This window comes from Pseudomonas sp. LBUM1663, assembly GCF_059695905.1.
In genome coordinates, this window is record NZ_CP166792.1 from 5,729,232 (window position 1) to 5,749,818 (window position 20,587).

A 20,587-nucleotide genomic window follows, 5' to 3' on the forward strand; every position below is an offset into this window, starting at 1 on the left:
GTGCGAGCCTACTCGCGATAGCGGACTTTCAGCCAACAGATGTGTTGGATGACAGTGCCTCATCGCGAGCAGGCTCGCTCCCACAGTGGATGGGTGTGATCCTCAGATCGGTCAGGCCGGCTTGGCCTCGACCAGCGCTTCCAACGCCGCTTCCTTCTCGGCTTCCTTGAGGTCTTCTTCGCTGATCATTTCCGCGATCACGCGCAAGCGTTCCACCACCCGTGCGTTAACGCTGCCTTCGGGGAACTGGCCATCGGCATCCGGGGCACCTGCCGGTTCGCCGACCAACAGGCTCAACGCCTCGTCAGCCTGGCGCACGGCGTAGACATGGAACTGCCCCGCACGCACCGCCGACAGCACCTTCTCGTCGAGCATCAGCGTGGCGACGTTGGCGTGTGGAATGATCGCCCCCTGTTCCCCGGTCAGCCCGCGGGCTTCACAAAGCCGGAAGAAACCTTCGATCTTCTCGTTGACCCCGCCCACCGCCTGCACTTCACCGAACTGGTTGATCGAGCCGGTGATCGCAAAGCATTGCTTGAGCGGCGTTTTCGACAGGGCCGAAATCAGCGTACACGCCTCGCCCAACGACGCACTGTCGCCATCGACGTAACCGTAGGATTGCTCCAGCGCGATACTCGCGGAAATCGCCAGCGGGAATTCCTGGGCGTAACGGCTGCCCAGATACCCGGTGAGGATCATCACGCCTTTGGAGTGAATCGGCTGGCCGAGGTTGACCTCGCGCTCGATGTCGACAATGCCGCTACCGCCCGGGTAGACCGTGGCGGAAATCCGCGCCGGCACACCGAACGCCGAGTCGCCGACTTCCAGCACGGTCAGCCCGTTGCACTTGCCGACGGCGGCGCCGTCCGTGTCGATCAGAATGATCCCGGCCAGCATGTCATCGAGAATCCGCGCCGAGACCCGCCCGGTACGGGTGGCCTTGGCCTTGAGCGCCCGTTCGATATGCCCGGCATCGGTCATCTCGTCCCCCGCCAGGTGACGAATGAAATCCGCCTCGCTGACCAGCTGGAACAGATCACCAATGCGCGCCGACAAACGCCCCTGATGTTCGGCCAGACGCGCGCTGTAAGTCGCCAGGCGCGCCACGGCATCGGCCGTCAGCGGCGCCATGCCTTCTTCCGAGGTGCGGGTTTTGAGCAACTGGGCGAACTGCTCCAGGCTCTCGTCGACCATCGGGATGTCCTCGTCGAAGTCCACCAGGACGCGGAACATCTCCTGGAAGTCCGGATCGAGGTCTTGCAGCGTGTAGTACAGCTGACGCGCACCGATGATGACGACTTTGACCTGCAACGGAATGTGTTGCGGCGTCAGGGTCACCGTGGCCAGGCGGCCCAGTTCACCGAGCGGCGATTCCATTTTCAGCTTGCGCGATTGCAGGGCGCGCTTGAGCGCATCCCACACGAACGGCTCACTGAGCATTTTTTCCGCTTCAAGGATCAGGAAACCGCCGTTGGCCCGGTGCAATGCGCCCGGACGCAGCTGCCGATAGGTCGTGTAGAGCGCGCCCTGATCGGTGCTGTATTCAATGCGGCCAAACAGGTTTTCGTAAGTCGGGTGCGGCTCGAAGACCACCGGCGCACCGCCGCTGGACGAATGACCGACCACCAGACTCGGGGCGTATTGCTCTTCCAGCAATTTGCGGGCGATGGCGTCAGTTTTGCTGTCGTCCACCAGTTGCTCGACCACAGTCTTGAGCAGATAGACCTGCATGGCTTGCAGGTAACCGCAAACGGCGGCGTTCTCAGCGTATTTCTCCGACAACGGCGACAACAACGGCTGCAAGGCCAACGTGATGGTTTCTTCGTTGAGGTGGCGCAGTTGATTGCTCGACTCGCGTTTCCATTGCGGCAGGCTGGCGAGCTCTTCGTTCAGTCGCTCCTCCAGACCTGAAATATCGTCGTGGAAACGCTCACGATCGGCTTCCGGCAACTGGGCGAATTCCGCTTCGTCCAGGGCCTTGCCTTCGCTCATCGGCGTGAATGCGATGTTGCTGGCGTCGCGGTAAAGCGCGACTTCTTTCTCCAACGCCAGGCGCTCGATCACGTCCAGTGCCTTGTCGTAGCGCTGGTTGAAGGCGCGGTCGATGGCGCTTTTTTTCTGCTGGTAGGACGGGTGCTCGAACACCGCCGGAAAGGTCGCCAGCAGGTTGTCGATCAAGCCGTTGATGTCACCGATGAAGGCGCCAGCGGTACCCGATGGCAATTCCAGCGCGCGGGGCTCGCGAGGCTCATCAAAATTATTGACGTAGACCCAGTCGGCCGGGGTCTGCAGGCGTTTGCCTTCGGCTTTCAGGTAGCGTTTGACGAACGAAAACCGGCCAGTGCCGGGTTCACCCATGACGAACACGTTGTAACCGGGGCGTGGCATGGCCACACCGAATTGCAGGGCTTCAACAGCACGTTCCTGGCCAAGCACACCGCGGAAGGGCTCCAGATCATTGGTGGTAGAGAAGCTGAACTGTTCAGCGGAAAACGGACGGGTCAGCGCTTCAGGCGCTAGACGCAAGCTGGCAGCAACAGGATCAGGCATCGGGCTTCCTTACATCAGGCGGGGCAGATAGCGGCATTCTGGCGCTGCCCATACCTCACTTGCAAGGCGCGCCTCCAGCCAAAGCATAGACAAACCGTCATCTCCAGGCTGGCCGGGGGCAAATCAATGATTTCAACGAATGTTTTGCAAAAAATCACGGAACCCCGGGAACGTGCCTAAACTCCAAACTGCGCGGCTGGATTAATAACTGGCCCACTGGCGCCGGATTGGGCCAGACCCCTTGTCCATTGGTATGCACATAAAGAGAACATAGCTATGAAACGGATTCTTCTCGGTACTCTCTTCACCGCTGTATCCATCAACGCCATGGCGCAGGCGCCAGGCGGCCCGGATTGCGGTTGGGGCAACATGCTGTTCGAAGGTCAGCGTGGCACCCCGGCTCACTTCCTGGCATCCACCACCAACGGCACTTCCGGCAACGCAACCTTTGGTATGACCTCTGGTACCAACGGTTGCTCGACTAATGCGTCGCTGACTTATGGCGGCAAATCCTGGTTTGCCATGAATGGCATGATGAACGAGCTGTCCGAAGACATGGCCAAAGGTAACGGCGAAGCGCTGACCACCTACGCCGTGGTACTGGGCGTGGCGCCGGAAGACCGTGCGCACTTCGCTGCCGTGACTCACGAGCACTTCCAGCAGATCTTCAGCAAGGCTGACGTGACCGCTGACGACGTGCATACCAACACCCTGGCCGTTCTGAAGAACGATCCGCGTCTGGCCAAGTACGCTACTCAAGCTTAAGCTCGACCCGCCCGCTCCTTTCGGGGAGCGGGTTTTGTTTTTTGGACCTGCCCTCTTTGGGTCTTTGTTTTTTTTCGACTTAAGTTGCCCACTATGCTCAAACGCCTTGCCTGGCTGGCGCTCTGTGTCTGCGCCCCGCTGTCCGCCGCGCCACATGTCGACAATCAACGTTTGCAGCAACTGGCCAACGACCCTTTCTGGATTTCCCTGGGCCATTACGAAACCGCCAAGCTGGGCGGTTGGCGCAGCTATGTCAGCGACAAAAAATTCTTTCTCGCACCCGACGGCAACGAACACCCCGACCGCGAACTGGCGGCCACCGTGCAGGCGCTGTACGCCCCGGCCAGTGCGGGCGAACAACATGCGCAATGTGTCTACCCGGCCCGCACCCGCTGGCTGAAGGCACAACTCAACCTGACCGACCTGCCGTCACTGGATTGCACTGAATTCAAGCAATGGTTCAAGGATGTCTCGCCCCATAGCGCGGTGATGATTTTCCCGGCGGCCTACCTGAACAGTCCGTCATCGATGTTCGGCCATACCTTGCTGCGCATCGACCAGGCCGATGTGCAGAGTGATCACACCGCGCTGCTCAGTTACGCGATCAACTTCGGCGCGTACATCGAAGGCTCGGACAACAGCATCCTCTACGCTTGGAAAGGTTTGATGGGCGGCTATCCGGGGCTGTTCGCGCTGGTGCCGTATCAGGAAAAACTCTCGGAATACCGCAGCCTCGAGAACCGGGACCTGTGGGAGTACCGGCTGAACCTGACGCAGGCAGAAACCGAGCGCATGGTCGAGCACGTCTGGGAGTTGAAGCAGATCCAGTTCGACTATTTCTTTTTTGACGAAAACTGCTCCTATCGCCTGCTCGAACTGCTGCAAGTGGCGCGGCCAAGCCTGCGCCTGACCGAACAGTTCCCGCTGACCGCGATCCCGACCGACACCGTCAAGGCGGTGAAAGAAGCCGGGCTGGTGGAATCCATTCAGTATCGTCCGTCTCGTGAACGGGAGCTGCTGAGCCGCGCCGAGCCATTGACTGACGAAGAGCAGGAGTGGGTGCTGAAAGTCAGCGCCGACCAGAAACAATTGCAGACGCCCGCGTTCAAGGCCCAACCGCGCGACCGTCAGGCGCTGATCATCGATGCGGCTTACCGACTCGAACGCTATCGCGCCAACGGTCAGGAGCGCGACCCTGAGCGGGCGCAGCGCAGTTTCGAACTGCTGCGGGCGATCAACCAGAACCCCGCCCCTGAGCTGAACATCCCAAGGCCCGGCCTGCCCGAGGACGGTCATGAATCCCGTACCTGGCAGGCCGGCATCGGCACCCGGGGCGACAAGGCCTTTGGCGAATATGGCTTGCGCATGGCGTATCACGATCTCAACGATAACGCCGAGAGCTTCCCGCTCGGTGCGCAGATCGAAATCCTGCAGATGAAACTGCGCCAGTACGAAGGCAATGAGTGGCAGTTCCAGCAACTCGACCTGGCGACCATTCGCTCCCTGACACCGCGCAATGAGCTGTTGCAGCCGCTCTCGTGGCAAGTCACCGGCGGTCTGGAGCGCGTGCCGGGCAAGCATGACGATGAGACGCTGGTCAGCCACGTCAACGGCGGTGGCGGCGGCACCTGGCAACTGGGCGAAGACATGCTCGGCTTTGCACTGGGCACCGTGCGTGTCGAACACAACAACGATTTCGCGGGTTTTATCGCACCGGCGGCAGGTTTCAACAGCGGTCTGCTGTGGAAAAACCCACTGGGCAATTTCAGCCTGGAAGCCAAGGGCGATTTCTTCACCAACGGCGAGGTGCGCCGCAGCGTGAGCCTCAACCAGCAGTGGGAACTGTCGCGCAACCTGGGCCTGCGCCTGAGTGCCCAGCGCGAATTCAGCCACCTCGCCTCGCCCGAGAACGAAGTGATGCTTGAGGTGAAGTGGTACCACTACTGATCGGCCGCACCACCCTCCCTGTGGGAGCGAGCCTGCTCGCGATAGCGGTGTATCAGTCAACGTTGATGTCGACTGACACTCCGCTATCGCGAGCAGGCTCGCTCCTACACGGGGATTGGCGTTATCCGACAGATTCATCACACGCCTTTCACACACGCCTCACGAATCCACTTCTAGACTCCCCTTATAGGCCGTTACACGGCCCGGGAGCTTGAGATGTGGCGGTGTGTGGCAGTAATCGGTTTGTTGCTGTTGATCGCGGGTTGCCAGACGACTCACGAGGATTTGATCGCCAAGGGTTATCCACCGGCGTTCGCCGATGGTTTCGATGACGGTTGCAGCAGTGGCCGGCAAGCCGCCGGGGCAATCACCGGGGAATTTCGCAAGAACGTCCCGCGTTATCTCAAGGACAAGCAGTACGCCGAAGGCTGGAGCGACGGTTTTCGCCAGTGCCAGGCCATGCGCGAAAGCGAGGATCGCGAGGACTATCGCAGCCACCATTGGGACGACCGCGACAAAGCCTGGCAGCAGCAAAAGGACCAGGACGCCGCCCGTGCCTATCGCTCGCAATGAGTGGCTGACAGACATCCATCGAAACTAAAAGCCTGCAACCATGGCCCAAACCCTATAACGGGAGAAAACCATGAGTCGCGCTTTCGTCAATGAAGATAACGCCGCCGCGCAAGCCGATCAGCCAGTCGAACGGCAGGTCAGCGCACAGCCCAATTACGTCACCCCCGCCGGGCTGGTGCAGCTTCAGGCGAAAGTCGCCGAGGTGCAAAACCTGCTCAACGGACAGGGTGCGAAAGGTGAACTCGCGGACAAACAGCGCCAGGCCGACCTGGAGCGTGACTGGCGGTATTTCAATCAACGCCTGCAAAGCGCTCAGTTGGTTGTACCGGCCTCCTCGACCCACAAAGTGCAGATTGGCGCGTGGGTGACCTTCGCCGATGAACAGGGCCACGAACAACGTGTGCAGTTGGTGGGTGAGGATCAGGCGGATGCGCCGAGCGGGCTGATCAACTGGGGCTCGCCGCTGGGGCGGGCGCTGTTGGGCGCGCAGGTCGGGGATGAGGTGGTGTGGAAGCGGCCGGTGGGGGATTTGGTGATTGAGGTTCTGGGCATAGAAATCGGGTGATATTCAGAGCCCAATCGCTAGCAGGCTAGCTCCCACAGTGGATTTGTGTCGATCAAATAACCCCTGTGGGAGCTAGCCTGCTAGCGATGGCCGCACCACGGTCTAATTGAAAAACCATAAAAAAACGGAGCCCTGAAGGCTCCGTTTTTTATGCAACCAACCCGATATCAGGCCAGTTTCTTGTGCCGTACACGATGCGGCTGGGAAGCCGCTTCGCCGAGGCGTTTCTTGCGATCTGCTTCGTACTCGGTGTAGTTGCCTTCGAAGAACACCGCTTGCGAGTCATCTTCGTAAGCCAGGATGTGCGTCGCGACGCGGTCAAGGAACCACCGATCGTGAGAGATCACAATGGCGGCGCCCGGGAAGTCCAGCAGGGCTTCTTCCAGGGAACGCAGGGTTTCAACGTCGAGGTCGTTGGATGGTTCGTCGAGCAGCAGGACGTTGCCGCCCTCTTTCAGGGTCAGGGCCAGGTGCAAGCGACCGCGCTCACCACCGGACAGGTCCTTGACGAACTTCTGCTGGTCGCCGCCCTTGAAGTTGAAGCGACCGACGTAGGTACGCGACGGGATCTCGTAGTTGCCGATGCGGATCTGATCGGAACCGTCGGAGATTTGCTGGAACACCGTCTTGCTGCCGTCCAGGTCTTCGCGACTCTGATCGACGCAGGCCAGTTGCACGGTTTCGCCGACTTCGATGCTGCCCGAATCCGGTGTTTCCTTGCCCATCAGCATGCGGAACAGGGTCGATTTACCGGCACCGTTACCGCCGATCACGCCGACGATGGCGCCTTTCGGCATGGAGAACGACAGGTTGTCGATCAACACGCGATCGCCGTAACCCTTGGAAACGTTCTTGAACTCGATGACCTTGTCGCCAAGGCGTGGACCGGCCGGGATGTAGATCTCGTTGGTTTCGCTGCGCTTCTGGAATTCCTGCGACTGCATTTCTTCGAAGCGTTGCAGACGAGCCTTGGATTTGGACTGGCGGGCCTTGGCGCCTTTGCGCACCCACTCCAGTTCTTCCTTCATGGCTTTTTCGTGGGCCGACTGCTGCTTGGATTCGGCAGCCAGACGATCGGACTTGGCTTCGAGCCAACCCGAATAGTTGCCCTCGTAAGGGATACCGGCGCCGCGGTCGAGCTCGAGGATCCAGCCGGCAACGTTGTCCAGGAAGTACCGGTCGTGCGTGATCGCGACCACGGTGCCCGGGAAGTCGTGCAGGAAGTGCTCCAGCCAGGCGACGGAATCGGCGTCCAGGTGGTTGGTCGGTTCGTCGAGCAGCAGCATGTCCGGTGCGGACAACAGCAGGCGGCACAGGGCCACGCGACGCTTCTCACCACCGGAAAGGAATTCGATCTTGGCATCCCAGGCCGGCAGACGCAGGGCATCGGCGGCGACTTCCAGTTGGCGATCCAGGTTGTGACCGTCGCTGGCTTGCAGGATGGCTTCGAGCTTGGCCTGTTCGGCGGCCAGTTTGTCGAAGTCGGCATCTTCATCAGCGTAAGCGGCGTAGACCTCGTCCAGGCGAGCCTGGGCGTTCTTGATCACGCTGACCGCTTCCTCGACCACTTCACGCACGGTCTTGGTCGGGTCCAGGATCGGCTCTTGTGGCAGGTAGCCGATGTTCAGCTCCGGCATCGGACGGGCTTCGCCCTCGAACTCGGTGTCGACGCCCGCCATGATTTTCAACAGCGTGGACTTACCCGAACCGTTGAGGCCGAGCACGCCGATCTTGGCGCCGGGGAAGAAGGACAGCGAAATGTTTTTCAGGATTTCCCGCTTCGGCGGAACAACTTTGCCCAGCCGATGCATGGTGAAGACGTATTGAGCCATGGAGAACCTTGGGTCAGTGACAGATGAATGATTGGAGCGCAGGCGATGCCCGGCCAGACTGTGCGCGTCGTCAGATTGATAATGTATCAATGCATGAGCGCTAAAAAAGTCTGAGTCTAGGAGCTGGAACGCTCCCGCGTAACCGGCAAAGCTACCTGAATGACAGGTGGCAGTCCAGCCGTGAGGGGCTGGCACTTAGCCACAACACAAGGCATGCTAGCCGCCCTTCGGGCGTCCGGCTTATAGTGCACGTCGCGCCAGTCCAGCCAAACCGCAGGATTACAGTTTGTCTAATGTCTCTCCGCCATCGTCCGTGAGCGTAGCCCATCCTGCGACCGGCTCGCCCCTGCGCGGATCCTTGAAGGGTGCGTTGGCGACGCTCGTGCTGTTGTTGCTCGCCTTGTTGTTCTGGCAGCTGCTGGATCAGCTGCGCGAAACACAGAAACACCAGCGGCAATACACCATCGACTACACCGCCGACCTGGCCGCGCAAGTCAGCCTGAACATGGCGCTCAAGGCCCAGATCGCGCTGAACCTGCTACCGATCGTCGAACAACCGCAAAGTGCCGACGAACAGCAGGCGCTACTGCGCAAGCTTCAACAATCGCTGCCTGAACTGCGCAGCCTGGCGTTGCTCAGTCCTTCCGGCAAAATCCTCAGCGACAGCGCCGCCGACAGCCAGGATGCCGACTACCTGGGTGAGCTGGTCCGACGCAGCCGCGCCCAGGCCCACTATTTCAGCAATGCCGACGACGGTTCAGTGGTGCACCTACTGCTGCATCAGGCCAGTGGCAGCAGCCGTGGTTACTGGGCCCTGCGCCTGACGCCGACATTTTTCTCGTCACTGACCAAACAAAATGAAGCCGGCATTCGTCCGCTATGGCTGGTGGAAAACCGGGTCAATCGCCAGATCATCAGCCGCGAAGAAGCGTCGCCTTCGGTTAAACCGAGCGCGTTGTCCCCGGACGATCTGGCCAACAGTGTGCTGACGGTGCCCCTGAGCAGCAGCGACTGGCAACTGCGCGGACTGTTCGATCGCCAGCAAGTGCTCGAACAACTGTTGCCGGCGTTCATCGGCAAATGCCTGTTGGGACTGGCATTTTCCCTGCTGCCGTTCATCGCGCTGCTGAGCATTCGCCGCCGTCAGCGCCAGTTGCATGAGGGCCGCCGCCGCTATCACGATATTTTCGAAGGCACTGGCGTTGCCCTGTGCGTATTGGACGTCTCCGGGCTCAAGACCTTCTTCGACAAAGCCCAACTGCACAGCAGCGAGCAACTCAAGGCCTGGCTCGACAGACCGGAGCAACGCCAGCAATTGCTCCAGGAACTGCGCATCACCGAGGTCAACCAGGTCGCCCTGCAACTGCTCAACGTCAATTCCTGTGCTCAGGCGTGGAAACTGTTGATTGACGGTTGCCCGCTGGACGGCACCGCCATCGGCCATCAAGTGCTCGAAACGGTGTTCAACCAGCAGAGACAGCTCGAGCTGGAAATCAAACTCCAGGACGCCAATGGCCGCGACCAGCACCTGTGGCTGGTGCTGCGCCTGCCGGAAGATCACGCCGACTATAAAGCGGTGATCCTGAGCATCACCGACATCACCAGCCGCAAGCTCATCGAGCTGTCGCTGCTGGAACGTGAAGGCTTCTGGTCCGATGTGGTGCGCACCGTGCCGGATCACCTGTACGTGCAGGACGTGATCAGTCAGCGGATGATATTCAGCAACCACCACCTGGGCCAGACCCTCGGTTATGACGGCACCGAGCTGCACCAGATGGGCGAGTATTTCTGGGAAATCCTCCTGCACCCCGAAGATGCCGATTACTACCACCGCTCGCGCCAGACCCAGCGCCGCGCGGGTTACACCCAATTGCTGCAATGCCAGTTGCGGTTCCGTCATCGCGACGGCAAGTGGCGGCGTTTCGACATTCGCGAACAGGCACTGGCGCGGGACAAACACGATCAAGTCACGCGGATCATCGGCGTGGCCAAGGACATCACCGATCAGATCGAAGCCAGTGAATCCCTGCGTGACAGCGAGCAGCGCTACCGGATGCTCGCCGAAAGCATCAGCGACGTGATTTTCTCCACCGACAGCAAAATGAAGCTCAACTACGTCAGCCCGTCGGTACAAGCCGTGCTGGGCTATGACGCCGAGTGGATCTTCCAGAACGGCTGGCAATCGACCATCGCCAACCCGCAGCAATTGACCGGCATTTACGGCCTGATGGATCGGGTCAGCAAAGCGCTGGATAAACCCGAGCAACTGGCACTGCTGCGCAGTCAGGTGCAGACCCAACTGTTCCTGTTCGATTGCCTGCGGGGCGACGGGCGCAAGATTCCGATCGAGCTACGGCTGGTACTGGTCTGGGACGAACACGAGGCCTTCGAAGGCGTGCTGGGCGTCGGCCGCGACATCAGCCAGCAACGCCGGGCCGAGAAAGACCTGCGCATGGCGGCCACGGTCTTCGAACATTCGACTTCGGCGATCCTGATCACCGACCCGGCCGGCTACATCGTCCAGGCCAACGAAGCGTTCAGTCGCGTCAGCGGTTATGCCGTGGAGCAGGTGCTGGACCAATTGCCGAACATGCTGACCGTCGACGAGCAGCAGGAAGCCCACCTGCGTTATGTGCTCAAGCAACTGCATCAGAACAACACCTGGGAGGGCGAAGTCTGGCTCCAGCGGCGCAACGGCGAGCATTACCCGGCCTGGGTCGGCATCACGGCGGTGCTAGACGATGAAGGTGACCTGGCCAGTTACGTGTGCTTCTTCAGCGACATCAGCGAGCGCAAGGCCAGCGAGCAGCGGATTCACCGCCTCGCCTACTACGACGCCCTGACCCACCTGCCCAACCGCACGCTGTTCCAGGACCGTCTGCACACCGCACTGCAATCGGCCGAGCGGCAGAAGTCCTGGGTCGTGCTGATGTTCCTCGACCTCGACCGTTTCAAGCCGATCAACGACTCCCTCGGCCACGCGGCCGGCGACCGTATGCTCAAGGAAATGGCCACGCGCCTGCTCGGTTGCGTCGACGATGACGACACCGTGGCGCGCATGGGCGGCGATGAATTCACCTTGTTGCTGCAACCTCGGGCCAACCGTGAAGTCGCCTTGAACCGGGCGATCCATGTGGCGGAGCAGATCCTCGCCAGCCTGGTGAAACCGTTCGTGCTGGAAGGCCGCGAGTTCTTCGTCACCGCCAGTATCGGTATTGCCTTGAGCCCGCAGGATGGCAACGAACTCAGTCAGCTGATGAAAAACGCCGACACCGCGATGTACCACGCCAAGGAGCGCGGCAAGAACAACTTCCAGTTCTATCAAGCGGACATGAACGCCAGCGCCCTGGAGCGCCTGGAACTGGAAAGCGACCTGCGTCACGCCCTGGAACAAGACGAATTCGTTCTGTACTACCAGCCGCAGTTCAGCGGCGATGGCAAACGCCTGACCGGCGCCGAAGCACTGCTGCGCTGGCGTCATCCACGTCGCGGCCTGGTGCCGCCGGGGGATTTCATTCCGGTGCTCGAAGAGCTTGGGCTGGTGGTGGATGTCGGTGACTGGGTGATCAGCGAAGCCTGCCGGCAGCTCAAGACCTGGCATCAGGCCAAGGTGCGGGTCCCGAAGGTGTCGGTGAACATTTCGGCCCGGCAATTCTCCGACGGCCAACTCGGGACGCGGATCGCCACCATCCTCAAGGAAACCGGCCTGCCGCCGGCATGCCTGGAGCTGGAGCTGACCGAAAGTATCCTGATGCGCGAAGTCAGCGAAGCGATGCAGATCCTCGCCGGGTTGAAAAACCTCGGGCTGAGTATTGCGGTCGATGACTTCGGCACCGGTTATTCCTCGCTGAACTACCTCAAGCAATTCCCGATCGACGTACTGAAAATCGACCGCACCTTCGTTGATGGCCTGCCGTCGGGCGAACAGGATGCGCAGATTGCCCGGGCGATCATTGCCATGGCCCATAGCCTGAACCTGGCGGTGATTGCCGAAGGTGTGGAAACCCACGAGCAACTCGACTTCCTGCGTGAGCATGGGTGCGATGAGGTTCAGGGGTATCTGTTCGGGCGGCCGATGCCGGCGGGCCGGTTTGAGGCGCAGTTCAGCAATGATGCGCTGTTCATGTTCGACTGAAGCACAATCATTGTGGCGAGGGAGCTTGCTCCCGTTGGACTGCGCAGCAGTCCCTTTTTGGGGCCGCTTCGCAGCCCAGCGGGAGCAAGCTCCCTCGCCACAGGCCAGCACAATCACCGCTGATCCCGTCATGAAGCCCACTTGTCTGCGACATGATGTCCTTTCATATGCCATCTAAAACCCATTGGGTTAGAATGCCCCCCTTTTCTGCCCCGATCCTTGAGGACCGCCATGTTCAGCCGTGATTTGACTATTGCCAAGTACGACGCCGATCTTTTTGCCGCCATGGAGCAAGAAGCTCAGCGCCAGGAAGAACACATCGAGCTGATCGCTTCGGAAAACTACACCAGCCCAGCGGTGATGGAAGCTCAAGGCTCGGTACTGACCAACAAGTACGCCGAAGGTTACCCGGGCAAGCGCTACTACGGTGGCTGCGAGTTCGTCGACGTGGTCGAGCAACTGGCCATCGACCGCGCCAAAGAACTGTTCGGCGCCGATTACGCCAACGTTCAGCCGCACGCCGGTTCGCAAGCCAACAGCGCCGTTTACCTGGCTCTGCTGCAAGCGGGCGACACCATCCTGGGCATGAGCCTGGCCCACGGCGGTCACCTGACCCACGGCGCCAGCGTTTCGTCCTCCGGCAAGCTGTACAACGCCGTTCAGTACGGCATCGACGCCAATGGCCTGATCGACTACGACGAAGTCGAGCGCCTGGCCGTTGAGCACAAGCCGAAAATGATCGTGGCCGGTTTCTCTGCCTACTCGCAGATCCTCGACTTCCCGCGCTTCCGCGAAATCGCCGACAAGGTTGGCGCCTACCTGTTCGTCGACATGGCTCACGTGGCCGGTCTGGTCGCCGCTGGCGTCTACCCGAACCCGGTTCCATTCGCTGACGTCGTGACCACCACCACGCACAAGACCCTGCGCGGTCCACGTGGCGGTTTGATCCTGGCTCGCGCCAACGCCGACATCGAGAAGAAGCTCAACTCCGCAGTATTCCCGGGCGCCCAGGGTGGCCCGCTGGAGCACGTAATCGCCGCCAAGGCGATCTGCTTCAAGGAAGCGCTGCAGCCTGAGTTCAAGACCTACCAGCAACAAGTGGTGAAAAACGCCAAGGCCATGGCCGGCGTGTTCATCGAGCGCGGTTTCGACGTGGTCTCCGGCGGTACGGAAAACCACCTGTTCCTGCTGTCGCTGATCAAGCAGGAAATCTCCGGTAAAGACGCCGACGCCGCTCTGGGCAAAGCGTTCATCACCGTGAACAAGAACTCCGTGCCAAACGACCCACGCTCCCCGTTCGTCACCTCCGGCCTGCGCTTCGGTACTCCGGCAGTGACCACTCGCGGCTTCAAGGAAGCAGAATGCAAAGAGCTGGCGGGCTGGATCTGCGACATCCTGGCTGACCTGAACAACGAAGCGGTGATCGATGCCGTTCGTGAGAAGGTCAAGGCCATCTGCAAGAAGCTGCCGGTGTACGGCGCTTAATTGCACCGCTGAACCGCAGCACTAAAAAACCGGCCAGTGATGGCCGGTTTTTTTTCGCCTTGGATTTGTAGGAGCCGGCTTGCTGGCGATACGTCCTTGAGCCTTGCAATGATCTTTCGGCCGCCATCGCCAGCAAGCCGGCTCCTACAGGACCAGCACCACTGGTCAGACCGGTCATGCCAATTATGCAATTTCCGCTTGCGATCACCCAAAAACAGCGCCTAGACTGCGCCTGCACTGGACATACCGGTAAGACCACAATAATTAAGTCCTGAATCTGATGCGCTCACTCAAGCGCACGGCAGCCAGGACACCGACCAGGATTCCTCCCATGCTCAGATGGTGCTCGCGTTCAATCTTCCTCCAAGTGGTTCTCGGACTGGTGCTCGGCATCGTCTGCGGGCTGACCCTTCCTGAATACTCCGCCCAGCTCAAACCGCTCGGCGACGGTTTCATCAAACTGATCAAGATGCTCATCGGTCTGATCGTGTTCTGCGTGGTGGTCAGCGGCATCAGCGGTGCCGGCGACTTGAAGAAGGTCGGACGCATCGGCCTGAAATCGGTGATCTACTTCGAAATCCTCACCACCATCGCCCTGGTGATCGGTCTGGTGTTCGCTTTCACCACCGGCATCGGCAGCGGCGCGAACATTCATCTGGATCAGCTTTCCGCTGCCGACATCGGCGACATCGCCCAGCGCGGTCAGCACATGCAAACCACCCCCCAGTTCCTGATGAACCTGATCCCGACCTCGGTTATCGGCGCCTTCGCGGAGAACAACATCCTGCAAGTGCTGCTGTTTTCGGTGCTGTTCGGCAGTGCGCTGAACCTGGTAGGCGAAGCAGCGTCGGGTATTTCCCGACTGATCAATGAACTGAGCCACGTGATCTTCCGCATCATGGGCATGATCGTGCGTCTGGCGCCGATCGGCGTGTTCGGCGCCATCGCCTTCACCACCAGCAAATATGGCCTGGATTCGCTGCAGCATCTGGGCAGTCTGGTCGGCCTGTTTTACCTGACGTGCGTAGCGTTCGTGTCGCTGATTCTCGGTCTGGTGATGCGCCTCTCGGGCCTGAAAATGTGGCCGTTGCTCAAGTACCTGCGCGAAGAACTCCTGATCGTCATGGGCACCGCTTCGTCCGACGCCGTGCTGCCACAAATCATGCGCAAGCTTGAGCACCTGGGCATCGGCAGTTCGACGGTCGGTCTGGTGATTCCTACGGGTTATTCATTCAACCTCGACGGTTTCTCGATCTACCTGACCCTCGCCATTGTCTTTATCGCCAACGCCACCGGCACGCCGCTGGCCATGACCGACCTGCTGACGATTCTGCTGGTCTCGCTGATCACCTCCAAAGGTGCCCACGGGATTCCCGGCTCGGCGCTGGTGATTCTCGCGGCGACACTCACGGCAATCCCGGCGATTCCGGTGGTCGGCTTGGTGCTGGTGCTGGCAGTGGACTGGTTCATGGGCATTGGCCGGGCGCTGACCAACCTGATCGGCAACTGCGTCGCTACTGTGGCCATCGCTCGCTGGGAGAAGGACATCGATATTCAACGGGCGAACAAAGTGCTTTCCGGCCAAGTGGGTTATACCTTCCAGCCGAGAAAACCCGTCGCCCCGGCGCATCAGCAGGAATTCTGAATAAACGCCGTGCCTGCCCGCGAGCAGGCACGGTCAACAATCGTTTTTGGATGCTCATGGAGCGAACAGTGATTACCTCGTCGACCGTTGTGAACTCAGTCGTAGAAAAACTCCGGGCCGCTTTGGCCCGTGGTCAGTGGCGCTCCGGCGAAATGCTGCCGGGGCAACGTGAGCTGGCCGAACAACTGGGCATCAGCCGCCCGAGCCTGCGTGAAGCGGTGATCGTGCTGGAAACCCTTGGCCTGGTGCGCTCGATGCCCGGCAAAGGCGTGGTGGTGCTGGACGCCCATCTCAGCGACAGCCAAAGCCACGACAGCGCGGTGGCCGGCGCCAGCCTGGAAGACGTGCTGCAACTGCGCTACACACTCGAACCGTTTATCGTCGGCCTGGTCGCGCAGTCAATCAGCAGCAAGGAAGTCGGGCAACTGCGCCTGACCCTGATGGACATGCGCGAAGCGCTGGAGGCCAACGACAGCGAGGCCGGGGTGAACGCCTACATCGCGTTCCACGAAGAACTGTTCACGCTGACCTCGAACCCGATTTTCCAGAGCGTGGTGCAGCAGACCAGTAATGCCCTCAAGCAAAGCGCCGAGGTGCTGCGCAACTCCCCCGAGCATCTGGCTGAGCGCCTTGAGGAGAACGAAGCCGTGGTGCGGGCGATCCGCAGCAAAAACAGCGCCCAAGCCAGTGCCGAGATGCGTCGGCACATCCTTCGGGAAGGTCAGCGGATGGGCATCGAACTGAATATCCCGGACGACAACCTCGGCAGTTAAAACTGCTTCGAACTGGAGACAGGCCATGAACAGCTTCGCCTCACCGCAAACACTCACTGCCCAGCCCTTTCCCGCGCGGGAGGACGATCTCTATTCGCGGATCTTCGACGCCATTCTCGAACAGCGCCTCACTGCGTCCAGCCGCTTTACCGAAGATAGCCTGGCGCAGATGTTCAGCGTTCGACGCAGTGACATTCGTGGCGTGCTGACGCGCCTGTCTCATCAGCAAATCATCGTCCTTCGGGCGAACCATCGGCCCCGCATCGCCGCGCTCGATGCCGAGCAGACCCGGCAGGCGCTGCATGCCCGGCGGCTGACCGAGATCACCTTGGTGCAACTGGCCTGCCGGCAACCTCGTGCGCAAGACTTGAACCGCCTGCATGCCCTGATCGAGAGCGAGCGCCACTGTACCGCGCGTGGCACGGCGATCCGGTTGGCCGGGGAGTTTCATTTGCAGTTGGCGGAAATGGCGGGGAATGCCCCGTTGGCGCATTTTCTCGGCAGTCTGGTGCCGCTGACTTCGCTGGCGATTGCGCAGTTTGATACCCACCTGCATGGAAATTGCGGTTGGCAGTTACATCAAGGCGTTCTGGAAGCAGTGGAGCGTGGCGATTCAGTCATGGCCGAAACGCTGCTAAGCCAGCATCTGGACCACCTTGAGGAAACACTGCTGAACTCAGGATCAAGATCCAGCCTGAATCGTGTTGCCGGTTAGATCGCTATCGCGAGCAGGCTCGCTCCCACAGGGGAATGCATTTCCAATGTGGGAGCGAGGATGCTCGCGATGACGGCATAAGATTCACTGAAAATCTTTGGCTTTAGTCCGCAGCCACCCGCGCAAACCCTTCCCGAATCTTCTCTTCCGGCAAATCATCGGCAATAAACACGATCACGCTTTCCCGCGCCTCGTCGTCCGCCCATTCGGTATCCCAGTCGAATCCGTACAACTTCAGGACCCCTTGAAACACCATCCGCCGCGGTTCGCCAACAATGCTCAACACACCTTTGTAGCGCAGCAATTGCTTGCCATGGTCTTCCAGCAGCTCGTTCATGAACTCGCTGAGCTTGTCGATATCCAGCGGCTTGTCGGTGCGCAGCACCAGGCTGGAGATCCGGTCGATGGAGGGCGCCTTGGCCACCGGGCGCAGGCTGACGCCGCCGAGGTCGGCATTCAGGTTGAAACCGCGCACGTCGAGCAATTCCGCCAGGTCGATCTTGCCGTGTTCGACCACACGAATCGGCGCGCGACGGTTGATGCGGGTCAGGCGTTCGCTCAGTGCGGTAAACGTCACTTCGTCGACCAGATCGCGCTTGCTCACCAGCAAGCGGTCGGCAAAACCGATCTGTGCCTGGGCGATGGTTTGCGTCAGGTGAGTGTCGGCATGCGCCGCGTCTACCAGGGTGATGATGCCGTCGAGGATGTAACGCTCGCGCAGCTCTTCATCGATGAAAAAGGTTTGCGCCACCGGTGCCGGGTCGGCCAGGCCGGTGCATTCGATCACCAGACGGTCAAAGGCGATTTCGCCGCTGTCCAGGCGTTCGAGCAGCAGGTACAAGGCCTTGGTCAGGTCTGTGTGGATGGTGCAGCAGACGCAGCCGTTGGACAGCGTCATCACTTGCACCGGTTCATCACCCAACAGCTGGGTGTCGATGCCGGCGTCACTGAATTCGTTCTCGATCACCGCGATTTTCAGACCGTGCTCGGCTTTGAGCAGGTGGCGCAGCAGCGTGGTCTTACCGGCGCCGAGGAAGCCGCTGAGGATGGTTACCGGGATGGGAGAGGACAACTGGAGTCTCCTGTTTCACAAAATTAAAAAGCAACACAAAACAAATGTGGGAGCTAGCCTGCTAGCGATAGCGGACTGTCAATCAACAGTGATGTTGAATGTTCAGCCGCCATCGCTAGCAGGCCAGCTCCCACAAGGATTGCTGTTAACCCGACAACCGGGTCAACAGCACTTCGGCCCACCCTTGCCACCGTAACGCGCTTCCTGACGCTCCCTGAAGAACATCTCGTAAGTCATTACCGGCTTGTCCGGGTGTTTGGTTTGCATATGCTCGACGTAGTTGTCGTAGTCGGGCATGCCGACCATCAGGCGCGCGGCCTGACCGAGGTATTTACCGAGGCGACTCAGGTCATTGAACATCGTGCATTCCTCGATTACGCATCCGGCAGCGCCTGGAACGGTGCTTCTTTATCCGTGCGTTCTTTGCTGCCCCAGGCGGAAATACCGACCTTGAGCGCATAGAACAGGATGCTGAAGACCACGAACAGGAACAGCGCGGTGAGCGTTGCGTTGGTGTAAGCGTTGAAGATCACGTGCTGCATCTGAGTGATGTCCTTGGCCGGGGCGAGGATCTGGCCGTTGGCCAGCGCATCGCTGTATTTTTTCGCCAGCGACAGGAAGCCGATCGCCGGGTTGGCGTCGAACAGCTTGATGAAGCCGGCGGTGGTGGTGCAGATCAGCAGCCAGACCGCTGGCAGCATGGTCACCCAGACGTAGCGTTGGCGTTTCATTTTGATCAGCACAACGGTGCCGAGCATCAGCGCAATACCGGCCAGCATCTGGTTGGAGATACCGAACAACGGCCACAAGGTGTTGATGCCGCCCAGTGGATCGATCACGCCCTGGTACAGCAACCAGCCCCACATCGCCACGCAACCGGCGGTTGCGATCAGGTTGGCGGTCCAGGATTCGGTGCGTTTCAGCGCCGGCACGAAGGAACCGAGCAAGTCCTGCAGCATGAAACGCCCGGCCCGGGTGCCAGCATCAACGGCCGTCAAAATGAACAGCGCTTCGAACAGGATCGCGAAGTGGTACCAGAACGCCATGGTGTTTTCACCCGGCAGGACACTGTGCAGGATCTGCGCAATACCGACCGCCAGGGTCGGCGCACCGCCGGCACGGGCCAGGATCGTGGTTTCACCGATGTCCTTGGCCACCGCTTGCAGCGCTTCCGGAGTGATTGCAAAACCCCAGCTGGTGACCGTTTGAGCCACTGCCACCACGTCACCGCCGACGACTGCCGCCGGGCTGTTCATGGCGAAGTACACGCCTGGTTCGATCACCGAAGCCGCGACCATCGCCATGATGGCGACGAAGGATTCCATCAGCATGGCGCCGTAACCGATGTAACGGGAATTGACCTCGTTATCCAGCAGTTTCGGCGTGGTGCCGGAGGAGATCAGCGCGTGGAAACCGGAGACCGCGCCACAGGCAATGGTGATAAACAGGAACGGAAACAGACCACCCTTCCACACGGGGCCGGTACCGTCGACGAACTGGGTCAATGCCGGCATTTTCAGCTCGGGCATAGTCACCAGGATGCCGATCGCCAATGCCACGATGGTGCCGATCTTCAGGAACGTCGACAGATAGTCACGCGGCGCCAGAATCAGCCAGACCGGCAGCGAGGCGGCCACGAAACCGTAACCGACCAGCATCCACGTAATCTGTACGCCAGTGAAGGAAAAGGCTTTGGCCCAGACTGGATCAGCGGCAATCTGCCCTCCGAGCCAGATCGAGCCCAGCAGCAGCAACACCCCGACCACGGAGATTTCGCCGATGCGACCCGGGCGGATGTAGCGCATGTAAATGCCCATGAACATCGCGATCGGGATGGTCGCCATCACGGTGAAAATCCCCCACGGGCTCTCCGCCAGGGCTTTCACGACGATCAACGCCAGCACCGCGAGGATGATGATCATGATCAGGAAGCAGCCAAACAGCGCAATGGTCCCGGGAATACGGCCCATTTCTTCACGAACCATGTCGCCCAGTGAGCGGCCGTTGCGGCGGGTCGACATAAACAGGACCATGAAGTCCTGAACCGCACCGGCCAGCACCACGCCGGCGATCAGCCACAGCGTACCGGGCAGATAGCCCATCTGTGCAGCCAATACCGGGCCGACCAGCGGCCCCGCGCCAGCGATGGCGGCGAAGTGGTGACCAAAGAGGATGTGTTTGTTGGTGGGGACGTAGTCCAGACCGTCATTGTTGAGTACGGCGGGGGTGGCCCGTCGCGGGTCAAGTTGCATCACATTGTTGGCGATGAACAGACTGTAATAGCGGTAGGCAACCAGATAAATGGCCACGGCAGCGACCACAATCCACAAGGCGTTGATCGCCTCGCCTCGGCGCAATGCCACGACACCAAGGGCGCACGCTCCCACGATTGCCAGCAGCAGCCAGGGTAGATGGCGTAGCAGGCTATTATTATTTTTCATTTTATGATTCCAGCCAGAGTGGACAAGAAAGACAGCCACCCCGAGTTTAGCTCGCCTGACGGCAAAGGCCATACCCCGACATTGGTCTA

14 protein-coding genes are annotated in these 20,587 nt (G+C 60.2%); 9 read left to right on the top strand and 5 right to left on the bottom strand.

The genetic code is table 11. The annotated features are described in order from the left end of the window. Positions 1-111: 111 nt before the first annotated feature. Positions 112-2,550 (bottom strand): Lon protease family protein, encoded by a 2,439-nt coding sequence (locus ACA075_RS26260; protein WP_497296183.1) that lies wholly within the window; start codon positions 2,548-2,550, stop codon positions 112-114. Between the two features lie 276 nt (positions 2,551-2,826). On the opposite strand from ACA075_RS26260, the gene ACA075_RS26265 reads away from it, so the two are divergent. The 4 genes from ACA075_RS26265 (at position 2,827) to ACA075_RS26280 (ending at position 6,400) form a co-directional block, all read left to right on the top strand. Next, positions 2,827-3,315 (top strand): DUF3015 domain-containing protein, encoded by a 489-nt coding sequence (locus tag ACA075_RS26265; RefSeq protein ID WP_219096085.1) that lies wholly within the window; start codon positions 2,827-2,829, stop codon positions 3,313-3,315. Positions 3,316-3,408: 93 nt separating this feature from the next. After that, complete coding sequence (locus ACA075_RS26270) at positions 3,409-5,262, top strand: Lnb N-terminal periplasmic domain-containing protein (RefSeq protein WP_497296184.1); 1,854 nt, start codon at positions 3,409-3,411, stop codon at positions 5,260-5,262. Positions 5,263-5,478: 216 nt separating this feature from the next. Further along, positions 5,479-5,835 carry a hypothetical protein gene (locus ACA075_RS26275; protein WP_497296185.1) on the top strand — a complete coding sequence of 119 codons (357 nt, stop codon included), beginning with the start codon at positions 5,479-5,481 and terminating at the stop codon, positions 5,833-5,835. A gap of 70 nt (positions 5,836-5,905) precedes the next feature. After that, complete coding sequence (locus ACA075_RS26280) at positions 5,906-6,400, top strand: GreA/GreB family elongation factor (RefSeq protein ID WP_497296186.1); 495 nt, start codon at positions 5,906-5,908, stop codon at positions 6,398-6,400. Positions 6,401-6,567: 167 nt separating this feature from the next. On the opposite strand, the gene ettA is transcribed toward ACA075_RS26280, so the two are convergent. Continuing rightward, positions 6,568-8,232, bottom strand: coding sequence for an energy-dependent translational throttle protein EttA (ettA, locus tag ACA075_RS26285; protein WP_010467508.1), 1,665 nt, complete (start codon positions 8,230-8,232; stop codon positions 6,568-6,570). Positions 8,233-8,518: 286 nt separating this feature from the next. Here ettA and ACA075_RS26290 point away from each other — a divergent pair, with 286 nt between their 5' ends. From ACA075_RS26290 to ACA075_RS26310, 5 genes are all read left to right on the top strand, one after another. Next, positions 8,519-12,367: a sensor domain-containing protein gene (locus tag ACA075_RS26290; RefSeq protein ID WP_497296187.1), complete on the top strand. Its 3,849-nt coding sequence runs from the start codon at positions 8,519-8,521 to the stop codon at positions 12,365-12,367. Positions 12,368-12,598: 231 nt separating this feature from the next. Continuing rightward, positions 12,599-13,852: a serine hydroxymethyltransferase gene (gene glyA, locus ACA075_RS26295; protein ID WP_054051411.1), complete on the top strand. Its 1,254-nt coding sequence runs from the start codon at positions 12,599-12,601 to the stop codon at positions 13,850-13,852. Between the two features lie 331 nt (positions 13,853-14,183). Continuing rightward, complete coding sequence (locus ACA075_RS26300; RefSeq protein WP_497296188.1) at positions 14,184-15,497, top strand: C4-dicarboxylate transporter DctA; 1,314 nt, start codon at positions 14,184-14,186, stop codon at positions 15,495-15,497. Between the two features lie 68 nt (positions 15,498-15,565). Continuing rightward, the gene (locus ACA075_RS26305) at positions 15,566-16,270 is read left to right on the top strand and encodes a FadR/GntR family transcriptional regulator (protein WP_109634999.1); all 705 of its coding nucleotides are present in this window, start codon (positions 15,566-15,568) and stop codon (positions 16,268-16,270) included. A 25-nt stretch (positions 16,271-16,295) separates the two neighbouring features. After that, positions 16,296-16,985, top strand: a complete 690-nt coding sequence (locus ACA075_RS26310; RefSeq protein ID WP_497296189.1) for a GntR family transcriptional regulator — start codon at positions 16,296-16,298, stop codon at positions 16,983-16,985. Between the two features lie 103 nt (positions 16,986-17,088). Here the strand turns inward: ACA075_RS26310 and yjiA are convergent, their stop codons facing one another. The 3 genes from yjiA to ACA075_RS26325 all read right to left on the bottom strand — a co-directional run bounded on the left by yjiA (position 17,089) and on the right by ACA075_RS26325 (position 20,498). Beyond that, entirely contained in the window at positions 17,089-18,057 is a 969-nt protein-coding gene (gene yjiA, locus ACA075_RS26315) for a GTPase (protein WP_497296190.1), read from the bottom strand. A 162-nt stretch (positions 18,058-18,219) separates the two neighbouring features. Beyond that, on the bottom strand, positions 18,220-18,417 hold the full coding sequence (locus tag ACA075_RS26320; protein WP_008154232.1) for a YbdD/YjiX family protein: 198 nt from the start codon (positions 18,415-18,417) through the stop codon (positions 18,220-18,222). A gap of 14 nt (positions 18,418-18,431) precedes the next feature. Next, positions 18,432-20,498, bottom strand: a complete 2,067-nt coding sequence (locus ACA075_RS26325; protein WP_219096078.1) for a carbon starvation CstA family protein — start codon at positions 20,496-20,498, stop codon at positions 18,432-18,434. Positions 20,499-20,587: the final 89 nt, after the last annotated feature.

Bases quoted from the DNA above. Each gene is read 5' to 3' on its own strand.
- ACA075_RS26260 (WP_497296183.1), bottom strand. From the start codon at position 2,550: ATGCCTGATCCTGTTGCTGCCAGCTTGCGTCTAGCGCCTGAAGCGCTG.
- ACA075_RS26265 (WP_219096085.1), top strand. From the start codon at position 2,827: ATGAAACGGATTCTTCTCGGTACTCTCTTCACCGCTGTATCCATCAAC.
- ACA075_RS26270 (WP_497296184.1), top strand. From the start codon at position 3,409: ATGCTCAAACGCCTTGCCTGGCTGGCGCTCTGTGTCTGCGCCCCGCTG.
- ACA075_RS26275 (WP_497296185.1), top strand. From the start codon at position 5,479: ATGTGGCGGTGTGTGGCAGTAATCGGTTTGTTGCTGTTGATCGCGGGT.
- ACA075_RS26280 (WP_497296186.1), top strand. From the start codon at position 5,906: ATGAGTCGCGCTTTCGTCAATGAAGATAACGCCGCCGCGCAAGCCGAT.
- ettA (WP_010467508.1), bottom strand. From the start codon at position 8,232: ATGGCTCAATACGTCTTCACCATGCATCGGCTGGGCAAAGTTGTTCCG.
- glyA (WP_054051411.1), top strand. From the start codon at position 12,599: ATGTTCAGCCGTGATTTGACTATTGCCAAGTACGACGCCGATCTTTTT.
- ACA075_RS26300 (WP_497296188.1), top strand. From the start codon at position 14,184: ATGCTCAGATGGTGCTCGCGTTCAATCTTCCTCCAAGTGGTTCTCGGA.
- ACA075_RS26310 (WP_497296189.1), top strand. From the start codon at position 16,296: ATGAACAGCTTCGCCTCACCGCAAACACTCACTGCCCAGCCCTTTCCC.
- ACA075_RS26320 (WP_008154232.1), bottom strand. From the start codon at position 18,417: ATGTTCAATGACCTGAGTCGCCTCGGTAAATACCTCGGTCAGGCCGCG.
- ACA075_RS26325 (WP_219096078.1), bottom strand. From the start codon at position 20,498: ATGAAAAATAATAATAGCCTGCTACGCCATCTACCCTGGCTGCTGCTG.